The sequence below is a fragment of the Blastococcus sp. MG754426 genome (assembly GCF_021699055.1).
Taxonomy (GTDB): domain Bacteria; phylum Actinomycetota; class Actinomycetes; order Mycobacteriales; family Geodermatophilaceae; genus Blastococcus.
Genome location: NZ_SSXC01000002.1, coordinates 171,023 through 184,466, shown reverse-complemented (window position 1 = coordinate 184,466; position 13,444 = coordinate 171,023). Strand labels below are relative to the sequence as shown.

Annotated in this window: 12 protein-coding genes and 1 pseudogene; 10 read left to right on the top strand and 3 right to left on the bottom strand. The window is 78.3% G+C overall.

The window, feature by feature from the left end; all coding sequences use genetic code 11:
• Window positions 1-176 precede the first annotated feature (176 nt).
• On the bottom strand, window positions 177-728 hold the full coding sequence (locus E9549_RS02355) for a histidine phosphatase family protein (RefSeq protein ID WP_236824965.1): 552 nt from the start codon (window positions 726-728) through the stop codon (window positions 177-179).
• A gap of 65 nt (window positions 729-793) precedes the next feature.
• Here E9549_RS02355 and E9549_RS02350 point away from each other — a divergent pair, with 65 nt between their 5' ends.
• Both E9549_RS02350 and E9549_RS02345 read left to right on the top strand, forming a co-directional pair.
• A complete protein-coding gene (locus E9549_RS02350; RefSeq protein ID WP_236824964.1) occupies window positions 794-1,582 on the top strand; it encodes an oxidoreductase in 789 nt (262 codons plus the stop codon).
• A 10-nt stretch (window positions 1,583-1,592) separates the two neighbouring features.
• A complete protein-coding gene (locus tag E9549_RS02345; protein ID WP_236824963.1) occupies window positions 1,593-2,561 on the top strand; it encodes an aldo/keto reductase in 969 nt (322 codons plus the stop codon).
• 3 nt (window positions 2,562-2,564) lie between these two features.
• On the opposite strand, the gene E9549_RS02340 is transcribed toward E9549_RS02345, so the two are convergent.
• Window positions 2,565-3,404, bottom strand: coding sequence for an HAD family phosphatase (locus E9549_RS02340; protein WP_236824962.1), 840 nt, complete (start codon window positions 3,402-3,404; stop codon window positions 2,565-2,567).
• Window positions 3,405-3,529: 125 nt separating this feature from the next.
• Here E9549_RS02340 and ssd point away from each other — a divergent pair, with 125 nt between their 5' ends.
• The 7 genes and pseudogenes from ssd to E9549_RS24425 form a co-directional block, all read left to right on the top strand.
• The gene (gene ssd, locus E9549_RS02335; protein ID WP_236824961.1) at window positions 3,530-4,594 is read left to right on the top strand and encodes a septum site-determining protein Ssd; all 1,065 of its coding nucleotides are present in this window, start codon (window positions 3,530-3,532) and stop codon (window positions 4,592-4,594) included.
• Window positions 4,591-5,730, top strand: a complete 1,140-nt coding sequence (locus E9549_RS02330; protein WP_236824960.1) for a TadA family conjugal transfer-associated ATPase — start codon at window positions 4,591-4,593, stop codon at window positions 5,728-5,730. Before ssd ends, E9549_RS02330 begins: the two co-directional genes overlap by 4 nt.
• Window positions 5,727-6,524, top strand: a complete 798-nt coding sequence (locus E9549_RS02325) for a type II secretion system F family protein (RefSeq protein WP_236824959.1) — start codon at window positions 5,727-5,729, stop codon at window positions 6,522-6,524. Before E9549_RS02330 ends, E9549_RS02325 begins: the two co-directional genes overlap by 4 nt.
• The gene (locus E9549_RS02320) at window positions 6,521-7,252 is read left to right on the top strand and encodes a type II secretion system F family protein (RefSeq protein WP_236824958.1); all 732 of its coding nucleotides are present in this window, start codon (window positions 6,521-6,523) and stop codon (window positions 7,250-7,252) included. The genes E9549_RS02325 and E9549_RS02320 overlap by 4 nt, the downstream gene beginning before the upstream one ends.
• A gap of 112 nt (window positions 7,253-7,364) precedes the next feature.
• Complete coding sequence (locus E9549_RS02315; RefSeq protein WP_236824957.1) at window positions 7,365-7,631, top strand: DUF4244 domain-containing protein; 267 nt, start codon at window positions 7,365-7,367, stop codon at window positions 7,629-7,631.
• A 2-nt stretch (window positions 7,632-7,633) separates the two neighbouring features.
• Window positions 7,634-8,008, top strand: coding sequence for a TadE family type IV pilus minor pilin (locus E9549_RS02310; protein ID WP_236824956.1), 375 nt, complete (start codon window positions 7,634-7,636; stop codon window positions 8,006-8,008).
• Window positions 8,005-8,331, top strand: a pseudogene (locus tag E9549_RS24425) (Rv3654c family TadE-like protein); the annotation flags it as partial. The gene E9549_RS02310 and the pseudogene E9549_RS24425, both read left to right, overlap by 4 nt.
• Before the next feature lie 24 nt (window positions 8,332-8,355).
• Here E9549_RS24425 and E9549_RS02305 read toward each other — a convergent pair.
• The gene (locus E9549_RS02305) at window positions 8,356-10,956 is read right to left on the bottom strand and encodes a DEAD/DEAH box helicase (protein WP_236824955.1); all 2,601 of its coding nucleotides are present in this window, start codon (window positions 10,954-10,956) and stop codon (window positions 8,356-8,358) included.
• Between the two features lie 199 nt (window positions 10,957-11,155).
• Here E9549_RS02305 and E9549_RS02300 point away from each other — a divergent pair, with 199 nt between their 5' ends.
• Window positions 11,156-13,420: a sodium-translocating pyrophosphatase gene (locus tag E9549_RS02300; RefSeq protein ID WP_236824954.1), complete on the top strand. Its 2,265-nt coding sequence runs from the start codon at window positions 11,156-11,158 to the stop codon at window positions 13,418-13,420.
• Window positions 13,421-13,444: the final 24 nt, after the last annotated feature.

The following is a 13,444-nucleotide window of genomic DNA, read 5'->3' as shown; positions in this document are numbered from 1 at the left end:
CGGGCCGCGCCGCCGCCGGACGGGGGATGGGCCGGGCAGCGACCGGTCGTGGCATGGGCCGCGCCACCTCCGCGCGCAGGGGCACCGGGCGGGGCCGGGCGGCCCCCACCTCCGGCGGCGGCATCGGCCGGATGGTGCAGGGCCTCCTCCGCGGGCGCTGAGCTACCCGGCCGCGCTCACTCGCAGATCTCCAGCCGGGTCACCGTGCCGTTGTGCGGGGTGACCGCGGGCATCGCGTCGGGGCCCAGCCCCGCCGCGACGGCCTGGGCGGCGCGGATCGTGTCGCCGTGGGTCACCAGCGCGACCACGTCGGCCGGCGGCTCGGCGCACAGCTGCGTGAGGTAGGCGGCCACGCGCGCGTGCAGCTCGGCCAGGCTCTCGCCGCCCTCGGCCGACCAGTGCGCGTCGGACCAGTCGACGACGTCCCACAGCTCCCGCGACGGCCGCCCCTCCAGCACCCCGTAGCCCTGCTCGCGCAGCGCCGGGGTGGTCGTGAACGGCAGACCCGTCGCGCGGGCGCAGTGCTCGGCGGTCTGCACGGCCCGCAGCAGGTCGCTGGACAGGAGCACACCCGGCCGCAGCCGGGCCAGCTCCGCGGCGGCCGCCTGGGCCTGCGTGTGCCCCAGGGGCGTGAGCGGCACGTGGGCCACCTGGCCCTGCATGCGGCCGGCCGCGTTCCACTCGCTCTGCCCGTGGCGCACGAGCAGCAGGGTGAGGGGTCGGGCCATGGCAAGGAGGCAGCGTAGGGCAGGGGTCCGCGGGCCCGTGCGCCCCGCCTCGTACCGTCGTGGGCGTGAGCATCCCCGTCCGCCCCGGCGCGGCCCGTCCCGCGACCGCTCCCGGTGCCCCGGACCCGCTGGCCCCCCTGCTCGACCTGCCGGGCGTCCGGGACGCCGCCGACGCGGCCCGGGCGGGCGTCGACCGCCTGCTCGGCCACCGGGTGCTGCGCCGGGAGTCCGCGGGCGTGAGCACCGAGTCGGCGCTCCGCGGGGCGCGGGCCTCCGCGGCCCTGGCCGGCGTCGACGTGCCACTGGCGGAGCTGCGGGCCGGCGGGGTCGACGACCCGGTGGTGCAGGGTGCGCTGCGCGTCTCCGCGGCGCTGGGCTCGATGGTCGAGACCTGGCCGCGGGCCCCGGGGCAGGTGATCGCCCGCCTGCACGTGCTCGCCGCCGCCGACCTCGCCGACCGGGCCGACCTCGGCCGGCCCGCCCCGCACGCCGGTCCGCGGCTGGCCGGGCTGTTCTCGCTGGCCGCCGCCCCCACCACCGTGCCCGCGGTCCTCGTCGCGGCGCTGGTGCACGGCGAGCTCGCGGCGCTGGCCCCGTTCGGCACCGCCGACGGGGTCGTCGCCCGGGGCGCGGCCCGGCTCACCGGGATCGCCCGCGGGCTGGACCCCAAGGCGGTGTCGGTCCCCGAGGTCGGTTTCGCCGAGCTCGAGCGGGACGCCTACGGCGAGGCGCTGGCCGGCTACGCGGCGGGGACCCCCCAGGGCGTGGCCGCGTGGCTGGTGCACTGCTGCCGCGCCACCGAGCACGGCGCCCTCGAGGGCCTCGCCATCTGCGAGAGCCTGCTCCGCGGCTGAGACTGGGGGCATGCGCACCCTCGACGTCCCGGGGCTCGGCCCCGTCAGCCGCATCGGCCTGGGTACCTGGCAGTTCGGGTCCCGCGAGTGGGGGTACGGCGACGGCTACGCCGACCGGGCCGCCCGCGACATCGTGCGCCGGGCCCGCGAGCTCGGCATCACGCTGTTCGACACCGCCGAGGTGTACGGCTTCGGGCGCAGCGAGCGGATCCTCGGGGAGGCGCTGGGGGAGGAGCGCGACCGCGTCGTCGTCGCCAGCAAGATCTTCCCGGTCGCGCCCTTCCCGAAGGTCGTCCGCCAGCGGTGGGCGGGCAGCGCCCGCCGGCTGGGCGTGGACCGCATCCCGCTGTACCAGGTGCACCAGCCCAACCCGCTCGTGCCCGACACGGTGACGATGCCCGGGCTGCGGGCGCTGCTGGACGAGGGGCGGATCGGTGCGGTCGGCGTCTCCAACTACTCGCTGGACCGCTGGCGGGCCGCCGACGCCGCGCTGGGCGCGCCGGTGGTCGCCAACCAGGTGCAGTTCTCCCTGGCGCACGCCGGCCCGCTGGAGGACCTGGTGCCCTTCGCCGAGCGCGAGGACCGGCTGGTCATCGCCTACAGCCCGCTGGCGCAGGGGCTGCTCGGCGCGAGGTACTCGGCCGGGAACCGGCCCGGGGGCGTGCGCGCGGTCAACCCCCTGTTCGGCACCGAGAACCTGCGCCGCGTGGAGCCGCTGCTCGACGTCCTGCGGCAGGTCTCCGACGCGCACGACGCGACGCCCGCGCAGGTCGCCCTGGCCTGGCTGGTCGCGCAGCCGCGCGTGGTGGTCATCCCCGGCGCCTCCAGCGTGGCGCAGCTGGAGTCCAACGCCGCGGCCGACGAGCTGGCGCTGGCCGGCGACGAGCTCGCGGCGCTGACCGCCGCCGCCCGCGCGTTCACCCCGGCGTCCGGCGTCCGGACCCTGGTCGACGGGCTGCGGGAGCGGTTCGGGCGCTGAGCCTCAGGCGCCGCGGCGGCGGCGCCGGCCGGGCGCCGGGTCGTCGGGCAGCAGCCCGGCGCGCAGCGCCCGGTGCCGGGCGTACCAGGCCAGCCCGACGACGGCGGCGCCCACGCCCATAGCGGCGCCGGTGACCACCGGCGCGGGCGGCACCGAGAAGCGGGAGCGCATGCTGACCGGCCGCTCGAAGCGCAGCACCGGCCAGCCGTGCTGGAGCGCGGCCTTGCGCAGCCCGCGGTCGGGGTTGACCGCGGTGGGGTGGCCGACCACGGAGAGCATCGGCAGGTCGGTGATCGAGTCGCTGTAGGCGTAGCAGTCGGCCAGGTCGTAGCCGCCCTCGTCGGCGAGCCGGCGGATCGCCTCGGCCTTGTGCTCGCCGTACGCGTAGAACTCGATCTCGCCGGTGTAGCGGCCGTCCTCGGTGACCATGCGGGTGGCGACGACGCGGTCGACGCCCAGCATCTCGCCGATCGGCTCCACCATCTCCGCACCGCTGCTGGAGACGATGACGATCTCCCGGCCGGCGGCGCGGTGCTCCTCGATGAGGTCGGCGGCCTCGGCGTAGACCAGCGGGTCGACGATCTCGTGCAGCGTCTCGCGGACGATCTCGTGGACGGTGGCGGCGTCCCAGCCGGTCACCATCGCGGTGAGCTGGGCGCGCAGCCGCTCCATCTGCTGGGCGTCGGCGCCTGCGAGGGAGAACACGAACTGCGCGTACGCCGTCTTCAGCACCGCGCGGCGGTTGATCAACCCGCCGTTGAAGAACGGGCGACCGAACGCCAGGGTGCTGGACTTCGCGATGACCGTCTTGTCGAGGTCGAAGAACGCCGCGGAGCGGGACACGTCAGCCACGGTAGCTGGATCGGCAGGTAGCGGACCGGGGTGGACCGTGTCCACACCCGAAGGGGTCATCCACAGTTCCGCTCCCGTTCTGGTCCCGTCCGCCCGGTGCCCGGTGTGCTCGCCCCGTGCCTGCCCTGCCGCCCTCCCGCCCCCTCGTGGTCAGCACCGACGAGGACCTGCTCGACGAGCTGCTGCGGCTGGTCGCGGCCGCCGGGGCCGAGGCGGAGCTCGCCTCCGGTGGCCCGGCGCTGCGGCGCGCGCACCGGGAGGCGGCGCTGGTGCTGGTCGGCGCCGAGGCGCTGGCGGCCGGGGCGCTGCGTGCCCTGCCCCGCCGGCCGGGCGTGGTCGTCGTCACCACCGCCGAGCTCCCCGCGGAGGGGTGGGCGGCGGCCGTCGAGGCCGGTGCGGAGCGGGTGGCGGTCCTCCCCGCCGACGAGGGGTGGTTGCTGTCCCGCTGCGCCGCCGCGGTCCGGGCGCCGGCCGAGCGGGGCCGGCTCGTCGCCGTGGGCGGCGCCTGCGGCGGGGCGGGCGCGAGCACCCTGGCCGCCGCGGTGGCCCTCGCCGCCCCCGGGGGCGCCGTCCTCGTCGACGCCGACGCCTGGGGTGGCGGGCTGGACCTGCTGCTGGGCGCGGAGCTCGCCGAGGGGCTGCGCTGGCCGGACCTGGCGGGGCTGCGCGGCGAGGTGGCCGGCGACGCGCTGCTGGGCGCCCTGCCCGGGGTCGCGGGCATCCACCTGGTCTCCGCCGACCGCGCCGGCGCGGGGCCGATCCCCGATGCAGCGCTGAGCGCGGTCGTGGGTGCCGGCCGCGGAAGCGGGCGGCCCGTCGTCGTGGACCTGCCCCGGCCGGGCTGCGCGGGCCCGGGGCGCGGCGCGCAGGAGGTGCTGGCCGACGCCGACCTCGCCGTGCTGGTGGTGCCCGCGCGGCTGCGCGCCGCCACGGCCGCCCGGCAGCTCGTCGGCGCCGCGGGTTCCCCGTGGTCGGCGGCGCACCTGGTCGTGCGCACCCTGCCCGGCGGCCTGCTCCCCGGTGACGTGGCCGAGGTGGTGGGCCGGCCGGTGGTGGCCGAGCTCCCGCACGACCGGGGAGCCGTCGCCCGGGCCGAGCGCGGGCAGCCGCCGGGTGCGCAGCCCCGGTCGCCGCTGGCCGTCGTCGCCCGGCGGCTGCTGGCCGAGGTCACCGGCTCGTGAGCGAGCCGTCGCTGCTGGACCGCGTGCGCGCGCGGCTCGCCGTCGTCGACGAGGTGCCCTCGCGGGCGGGGGTGGCGGCGCTGGTGCGCGCCGAGGCCGGCGGGCTGCTGGGGGACCGCGACGTCCTGCTCGCCGCGCGCGACGCCGTCGACGAGCTGGCCGGTGCCGGGCCGCTGGAGCCGCTGCTGCGGCTGCCCGGGGTCACCGACGTCCTGGTCAACGGGCCGGGTGAGGTGTGGCTCGACCGCGGGGCCGGGCTGGAGCGGGCCGCCGGCGTCCGGTTCCCGGACGACGACGCGGTGCGCCGGCTGGCGGTGCGGCTGGCCGCCTCGGCCGGCCGCCGCCTCGACGACGCCGCGCCGTGGGTCGACGTCGGCCTCCCCGGCGGCACCCGGCTGCACGCGGTGCTCCCGCCGGTGTCCGCCGGTGGCACCTGCCTCTCCCTGCGGGTGCTGCGCCGGTGCGCGCAGGCGCTGGCCGACCTGGCGGCGGGCGGTGCGCTGCCCGGCGAGAGCGGGGCGCTGGTGCGCGCGGTGGTGGCCCGGCGGGTGGCCTTCCTCGTCACCGGCGGCACCGGCTCGGGCAAGACCACCCTGCTCTCGGCCCTGCTCGGAGAGGTCGACCCGGCCGAGCGGCTGGTGCTCTGCGAGGACGCCGCCGAGCTCACGCCGCCGCACCCGCACGTGGTGCGGCTGCTCACCCGGCCACCGAACGTGGAGGGTGCCGGGGCGGTGGGCCTGCGCGACCTGGTGCGGCAGGCGCTGCGGATGCGCCCCGACCGGCTGGTGGTGGGCGAGGTGCGCGGCCCGGAGGTGGTCGACCTGCTGGCCGCGCTGAACACCGGGCACGACGGCGGCTGCGGCACCCTGCACGCCAACCGGGCCGCCGAGGTGCCGGCGCGGCTCGAGGCGCTGGGCGTGGCGGCCGGGCTGGGCCGCGCCGCGGTGCACAGCCAGACCGCGGCGGCCCTGGACGTGGTGCTGCACCTCCGGCGGACGGCCGGTGGCCGGCAGCTGTCCGAGATCGGGCTGCTGCGCCGGCAGGGGGAGCTGGTGGTGGTGGAGCCGGGCTGGCGGGCCGACGGCGGGCCCTGCCCGGCCGGTGACGCGCTCCGGCGGCTGCTGGCGGGTCCGTGAGCGCGGCGCTGCTGGCCGTGGCGGGCGCGGTGCTGCTCTGGCCCGACGGGCGCGCGGTCGCCCGGTACCGGCTGCACCGCCCCGGTCCGCCCGCCGGCTCCCGGGTCCCGGGGCGGGTGCCGCTGCCGGTCGTCGCCGCGGTGGCGGCCGGTGGCGCGGGTGCGCTGCTGGCCACCCCGCTCGTGGCGGTGCTCGCCGCCGGCTGCGCCGCGCTCGCCGCGCGGGCCCGGCTGGCCGGCCGCCGGGTGGCCGCCGACGTCACCCGCCAGGCGGTGCTGGCCGATGCGCTGGGCGCCGTCGCGGCGGAGCTGCGGGCGGGGCGCGCGCTGGCGGAGGCGGTGCGCTCGGCCGTCGCCGACTGCCCCGATGCCGTCGTCGGGGCGGCCCTGGTGCGGGCCGCCCGCGCACCGGCACCGGGAGGGGACGGCGGGCGGGACGACGGCGACGGCGACGGCACGCCCGCCGCGCTGGCCCGGCTGTCGGCCGCGGTCGCGCTCGGCGCCTGCACCGGCTGCTCGCTGGCCGCGGTGGTCGCCGCCGTCGAGGACGACCTGCGGGCCCGGCTGGCGCGGCGGCGGGAGCTGCTGGTGGCCACCGCCGGGCCCCGGGCCGGCGCCCGGCTGCTGGCGGGCCTGCCGGTGCTGGGGCTGGCGATGGGCAGCGGCGTCGGCGCCGACCCCTGGCACGTGCTCACCGCCACGGCGACCGGGCAGGGGCTGCTGGTGGCCGGGGTGCTCCTGGAGGCGGCCGGCGTCGCCTGGACCGGCCGCCTGGTGCGCCGGATCGCGCGGTGACCGCCGCGCTGCCGGTGCTGCTGCTGGCCGCCGCGGTGGCGCTGTGGGTGCCCGGCGCGGTCGTGGCCGGGGAGCGGGTGCGCCGGGTGGCCGCGGGTGCCCGTCCGACGACCGGCTCCGGGGACGCCGCGGCCGGGGGCGCCGGGCGGCGGTGGGTGCTCGCCGGGGCGGCCGGGTTCGCGGCGGGCCTCCTGGTCGGGGGCGGAGCCGGCGCGTGCGCCGCCGTCGTCGTCACCGGGGCGGGGGAGCGGCTGCTGCGCGCCGCGGCGCCCGACCGGGACGCCGAGGAGCGGGTGGCCCTGCTCCGGGAGCTCCCGGTGGCCTGCGAGCTGCTCGCGGCCTGCCTGGGGTCGGGGCTGCCGCTCGCGGGCGCGCTGGCCGCGGTCGCCGGGGCGGTGCCCGGTCCGCTGGGCCGGCGGTTGCAGGGCGTCGCCGCGCTGCACCGCATGGGCGCCCCACCGCGGCGGGCGTGGGCCGGCCAGCCGGCCGAGCTGGGCGGCCTGGCCCGCGTGCTGGTGCGGGCGGGGGAGTCCGGCGCCGCCGCGGTGCCGGCGCTGCACGCACTGGCCGGCGAGACCCGGTCCGCGGCTCGCGCGCAGGCGCAGGCGGCGGTGCAGCGGGCGGGGGTGCTGGTGCTCGCCCCGCTCGGGCTGTGCTTCCTGCCCGCGTTCGTCTGCCTCGGCGTGGTGCCGCTGGTCCTCGGCCTCGCCGGCGACGTCTTCGGCTGAGCGTCCACAGCCCCCGGCCCCCTCCACAGATCGCCCGCACGGCTGGGACCGGCCCCGGCCGCCCCGGAGGCTCGGGGCACCGCCCCACCGGGGCCCGACCGAGAGGACCGCGATGACCGCCGACCAGCCGCACCCCGACGCCGTTCCCGCCCCCGTCCCCGACCCGGAGGCCGTCGTCGCCGCTGCCGCGGGCCGCCGCCCGGGTCGGCTGGCCCGGCTGCGGAGCCGGGCGGAGGCGGGCATGAGCACCGCCGAGTACGCCGTCGGCACCGTGGCCGCCTGCGCCTTCGCCGCCGTGCTGTACCGCGTGGTCTCCGGCGACAGCGTCGTCGACGGCCTCACCGACCTGGTCGAGGCCGCGCTGGCCACGCTCTCCTGAGCGTGCGGTGCCGAGCGGCCCGGCGGGGCGAGGCCGGGATGGTCACCGCGGAGACGGCGGTGGTGCTGCCGGTCCTGCTGCTCGTGCTGGCCGGGGCCGTCGCCGCCGTCACCGTGGTGGGCGCCCAGCTGCGCTGCGTCGACGCCGCGCGGGAGGGCGCCCGCGCGGCGGCGCGGGGGGAGGACGCCGCGGTCGTGGCGGAGTGGGCCGGCCGGGCGGCGCCGCCCGGTGCCCGCACCGGGCTCACCGCCAGCGGGGACGAGGTCCGGGTCGCGGTCACGGCCGAGGTGCGGCCGCTCGGGCCGCTGCCCTGGCGGGTGACGGTGGGAGCGGAGGCCGTCGCGTGGCGGGAGCCCGCCGCCGGCGTCCCGGGATGAGCGGTGAGCGCGGCTCGGCCACGGTGTGGGTGGTGGTGCTCTCCGCCGTCCTCGTCGCCGTCACCGCCGGTGCGGTGCTGACCGGGGTGGCCACGGTGGCCCGCCACCGCGCCGGGACGGCCGCGGACCTGGCCGCGCTCGCCGCCGCCGGCCAGGCGGTGCTCGGCGATCCCGCGCCGTGCGCGGCGGCGGTCGGGGTCGCCGCCGCCAACGGCGCCGACCTCGTGGGCTGCCGGGTCGGGCCGGGGGCGGTCGTGGTGGTCGAGGTCCGCGTCCCCCTCCGGCTGGGCCGGCTGGGGGTGCACCACGCGACCGGCCGGGCCCGTGCCGGACCCGTGCCCACCGGGTCAGAAGACGAGATCCTCCTCGGCCGGTCCGGGCGGGGCACCGGCGACCGCGGTGGCCGGCGGCCCGGTGGGGACCGGCGTCCCCACGGTGCCCGGTGTCCGTCCGGCGGCCGGCTTCCCCGCGCGGGCGTCCTCCTCGTCGGAGGCCTCGTCGGTGTCGTCGTCGGTGTCGTCGTCGGGCTCGTCGTCGGGGTCGTCGTCCGTCGCGCTGCGCTCGTCGGCCGCGGCCAGCTCGTCCAGCACGACGTCGAGCACCCGCACGGCGCCGGCCTTGTCCAGCGGGTCGTTGCCGTTGCCGCACTTGGGCGACTGCACGCACGAGGGGCAGCCGGCCTCGCACTCGCAGCTGGCGACGGTCGCCCGCGTGGCCTGCAGCCACCGGCGCAGCGCCGCGTACCCGCGCTCGCTGAAGCCCGCACCGCCGGGGTGCCCGTCGTAGACGAACACCGCCGCGGTGCCGGTGTCGGGGTGCACCGCCGTCGACAGCCCGCCCAGGTCCCACCGGTCGCAGGTCGCCAGCAGCGGCAGGATGCCGATCGCGGCGTGCTCGGCGGCGTGCAGCGAGCCGGGCAGCGCCGCGTCGTCGACCTCGGCCCGCTCCACGGCGCGGGGGTCGAAGGTCAGCCACACGGCCTTGGTGCGCAGCTGGCGCGGCGGCAGGTCCAGCGGGAACTCCGCCAGCACCTCTCCGCTGCCCAGCCGGCGCCGCTGGTAGGCCACCACCTGGTTGGTCACGTCGACCACGCCGGTGTGCGCCGTCACCGTTCCCAGCCGCCGGGTCCGCTCCACCGAGACGATCGACAGTTCGGTCACGTCGCGCGCGACCGTGGTCCAGTCGGGGCTCTCGGGGTGCACGACCGCGCAGGCGTCGTCGACGTCGAACTCATCGACGACGAAGGTGTCGCCGCGGTGCACGTAGAGCGCGCCCTCGTGCACCGTCGAGTGCGCGGCCCCGCCGTCGACGGTACCCAGCAGCCGCCCGGTGCCCGCCTCGATGATCGCCACCGGCTCGTCGCCGCTGCCGCGGATGTCCACGTCGGGGCGGCCGCGTCCGGCCCAGTACCAGCCGGCGGGGCGGCGGCGCAGCTGCCCGGCGGCCACGAGCTGCTCGAGCTGCGCCTCGGCCACCGGTCCGCCGAAGTCGGCCAGGTCCGCGGGCACCAGCGGCAGCTCGGCGGCGGCGCAGCACAGCTGCGGGCCCAGCACGTAGGGGTTGGCCGGATCGGTCACGGTGGCCTCGACCGGCCGGCCGAACACCGCCCGCGGGTGGTGGGCCAGGTAGTGGTCCAGCGGGTCGTCGCGGGCGACGAAGACGACCAGCGACTCCCGCTGCGCACGCCCGGCGCGGCCGGCCTGCTGCCAGAGGGAGGCGAGCGTGCCCGGGTAGCCGGCCAGGACGACGGCGTCGAGCCCGGCGATGTCGATGCCGAGCTCCAGGGCGTTGGTGGTCGCCACGCCGAGCAGGTCGCCGGCCGACAGCGCCCGTTCCAGCTCCCGGCGCTCCTCGGGCAGGTAGCCGCCGCGGTAGGAGTCCACCCGGGTCACCAGGTCGGGGCGCCCGCGGTCGTGCAGCAGCCGGCGGGCCTGCTCGGCCACCGACTCGGCGCTCCGGCGCGAGCGGACGAACGCCAGCGTGCGGGCGCCGCGCTCGACCAGGTCGGCGAGCAGCCCGGCGGCGTCGGCGGCGGCCGATCGGCGCAGCGGTGCCCCGTGCTCGCCGGTCCGCTCGGTCAGCGGCGGCTCCCACAGCGCGAAGGTGGCCCCCGGGCGCGGCGAGCCGTCGTCGGTGACGGCCAGGACCTCGGCGCCGACCAGCCGGGTGGCGGCGGCGGCCGGGTCCGCGACGGTGGCCGAGGCCAGCACGAACACCGGCTCGGCGCCGTAGCGCCGGCAGATGCGCCGCAGCCGCCGCAGCACGTGGCCCACGTGCGACCCGAAGACGCCGCGGTAGGCGTGGCACTCGTCGATGACCACGTAGGCGACCCGGCGCAGCGTGCTCGACCACCGCTGGTGGGCCGGCAGGATCCCGCGGTGCAGCATGTCGGGGTTGGTGACGATCCAGCGCGAGTGCCGCCGGACCCAGTCCCGCTCCTCGGCCGGGGTGTCGCCGTCGTAGGCGGCCGGCCGCACCGACGGGTCGGCCAGCTCGGCGACCGAGGCCAGCTGGTCGCGGGCCAGGGCCTTGGTGGGTGCGAGGTAGAGGACGCAGGCGCGCTGGTCCTCGGCCAGCCGGGTCAGGGCCGGCAGCTGGTAGGCCAGCGACTTCCCCGAGGCGGTGCCGGTCGCGACGACGACGTGCCGGCCGTCGCGGGCGGCCTGCGCCGCCGCCACCTGGTGCTGCCACGGGGCGCGCACGCCCCGGGCGGCCAGCCGGCCGCGCAGCGCCGGGTCGACCCAGTCCGGCCAGCCGGTGGTGCGGCTGTCCCGTACCGGCAGGTGGTGGACGTGGGTGACGGGCTGCTCGTCCTCCGCCGTGCCCGCGAGCAGCGCGGCCAGCAGCTCGCCGCCGCCCGGCACCTGGCCGGTCGCCGCCACGCCGCCCCCGGACCGTTCGTCCGTGCCGGGAGGGGGAGCCGACCGGACCGGGTGGAGCGTGGTCACGCCTCCCACTGTCACACCCCGGCGCAACTCTCCGCGGTCCGGAGGGCACGGGGAGCAGAGGGGGTTGCACGGAGTGTGACGTGGCTTACACTTCGCCGCGTTCGTGTCCCGGCGGGTCCCTCCGGTTCGCGGACGCCGATCTCCGCCCGGGCCGGGGAGCACGGCGCCACCCGGGCGGCCACCGACGCCTGGAGGACCCATGTCCGAAGGTTCGCTGTCCGGCGGGGAGACCGCGCTCGTCGCCGTCGTCCTCGTCGTCTCCCTCGCCGCCCTGGGCTTCGCCGCCTACCTGGTCCGCGCGGTCGTCGCCGCCGACCAGGGCACGGAGAAGATGCGCGAGATCGCCCGGGCGGTGCAGGAGGGGGCGGCCGCCTACCTGCGCCGGCAGTTCCGGACGCTGGCGTTCTTCGCCGTCGTCGTCTTCGCCCTGCTGCTGGTGCTCCCGGTCGCCGAGGGCGGCCTGGGCACCCGGCTGGGGCGCGCGGTGTTCTTCCTCGTCGGCGCGCTGTTCTCGGCGCTGGTCGGCTTCATCGGCATGACGCTGGCCACCCGCGGCAACGTCCGGGTGGCCGCGGCGGCGCGCGACGGCGGCTACCGGCCCGCCTTCCGCATCGCGTACCGCACCGGCGGGGTCTGCGGGATGATCACGATCGGGCTGGGCCTGTTCGGCGCCGCGCTGGTCCTGCTGCTGTTCGACGAGACCGCGCCGGTGGTCCTCGAGGGCTTCGGGTTCGGCGGCGCGCTGCTGGCGATGTTCATGCGCGTCGGCGGCGGCATCTTCACCAAGGCCGCCGACGTCGGCGCCGACCTCGTCGGCAAGGTCGAGGCCGGCATCCCGGAGGACGACCCGCGGAACGCCGCGACCATCGCCGACAACGTGGGCGACAACGTCGGCGACTGCGCGGGCATGGCCGCCGACCTCTTCGAGTCCTACGCGGTCACCCTCGTCGCCGCGCTCATCCTCGGGCAGGTCTTCTTCGGCCCCGTGGGCATGGTCTTCCCGCTCGTGGTCGCCGCCATCGGCGTGGTCGCCTCGATCGTCGGCGTGCTGGCCACCAACCCGGGCAAGGCCGACCGCAACGGCCTGGCCCCGATCAACCGCGGCTTCTTCGTCTCCGCGGCGGTGTCACTGGTGCTGGTCGCGGTCGCCGCCTTCACCGTGCTGCCGGGCACCGGCGGGGGCGTCGACCTCCCGGTCAGCCCCCAGGTGCTCGGGCTGGTCGCGGTGCTGGTCGGCGTCGTCCTGGCCGCGGCGATCCAGCAGCTCACCGGCTACTTCACCGAGACCAGCCGCAAGCCGGTCCAGGACGTCGGCCGCAGCTCGCTCACCGGGCCGGCCACCGTCATCCTGTCGGGCATCTCGCTGGGCCTGGAGTCGGCGGTCTACGCCGCGCTCCTCATCGGCGGTGCCGTCTACGGCGCCTTCCTCATCGGCGGCGGGGCGGCCCTCTACGCCGTCGCGCTCGCCGGCTGCGGCCTGCTGACGACGGCCGGCGTCATCGTCTCCATGGACACCTTCGGCCCGGTCAGCGACAACGCGCAGGGCATCGCCGAGATGTCCGGTGACATCGACGACGAGGGCGCCCGGGTGCTCACCGACCTCGACGCCGTCGGCAACACCACGAAGGCGATCACCAAGGGCATCGCCATCGCCACCGCCGTCCTCGCGGCCACCGCCCTCTTCGGCTCCTACAACGCCCAGGTCGCGCTCGCGCTCGAGGAGGCCGGCGCCACGCTCGGCGACGCGTTCAGCCTGGTGAACCCGAACAACGTCGTCGGTGCGGTGCTGGGGGCCGCGGTGGTGTTCCTCTTCTCCGGCCTGGCGATCAGCGCGGTGTCGCGGGCCGCCGGGCGGGTCGTCTTCGAGGTGCGCGAGCAGTTCCGCACCCACCCCGGGATCATGACCTTCGCCGAGCGCCCCGACTACGGCGCCGTCGTCGACATCTGCACCAAGGACTCGCTGCGCGAGCTGGCCACGCCCGGGCTGCTGGCCGTGCTCGCGCCGGTGGCCGTGGGCTTCGGCCTCGGCATCGGGCCCCTGGCCGCCTACCTCGTCGGCGCGATCGCGGCCGGCACCCTCATGGCGGTGTTCCTCTCCAACTCCGGAGGGGCGTGGGACAACGCCAAGAAGATGGTGGAGGACGGCAGCTACGGCGGGAAGGGCAGCGAGGCCCACGCCGCCACCGTCATCGGCGACACCGTCGGCGACCCGTTCAAGGACACCGCCGGGCCCGCGATCAACCCGTTGATCAAGGTGATGAACCTCGTGGCGCTGCTCATCGCGCCGGCCGTGGTCTCCCTGTCGGTGGGCCAGGACGCCAACACCCCGGCGCGGGTGGCGATCGCGCTCGCCGCCGTGCTCGTCGTCGTCGCCGCGGTCGTCGTCTCCAAGCGCCGCTCGGTCGTCGTCGGCGGCGCGGCGCCCACCCCGGCCGACTCGGAGCTGACCACCAGCGCCCCCTGACCTGCCCCCTTCGCGGTACGCCGT

Coding starts and splice junctions, on each gene's coding strand:
- E9549_RS02355 (WP_236824965.1), bottom strand. CDS start 728: ATGGCCCGACCCCTCACCCTGCTGCTCGTGCGCCACGGGCAGAGCGAG.
- E9549_RS02345 (WP_236824963.1), top strand. CDS start 1,593: ATGCGCACCCTCGACGTCCCGGGGCTCGGCCCCGTCAGCCGCATCGGC.
- E9549_RS02315 (WP_236824957.1), top strand. CDS start 7,365: ATGACCGCCGACCAGCCGCACCCCGACGCCGTTCCCGCCCCCGTCCCC.
- E9549_RS02300 (WP_236824954.1), top strand. CDS start 11,156: ATGTCCGAAGGTTCGCTGTCCGGCGGGGAGACCGCGCTCGTCGCCGTC.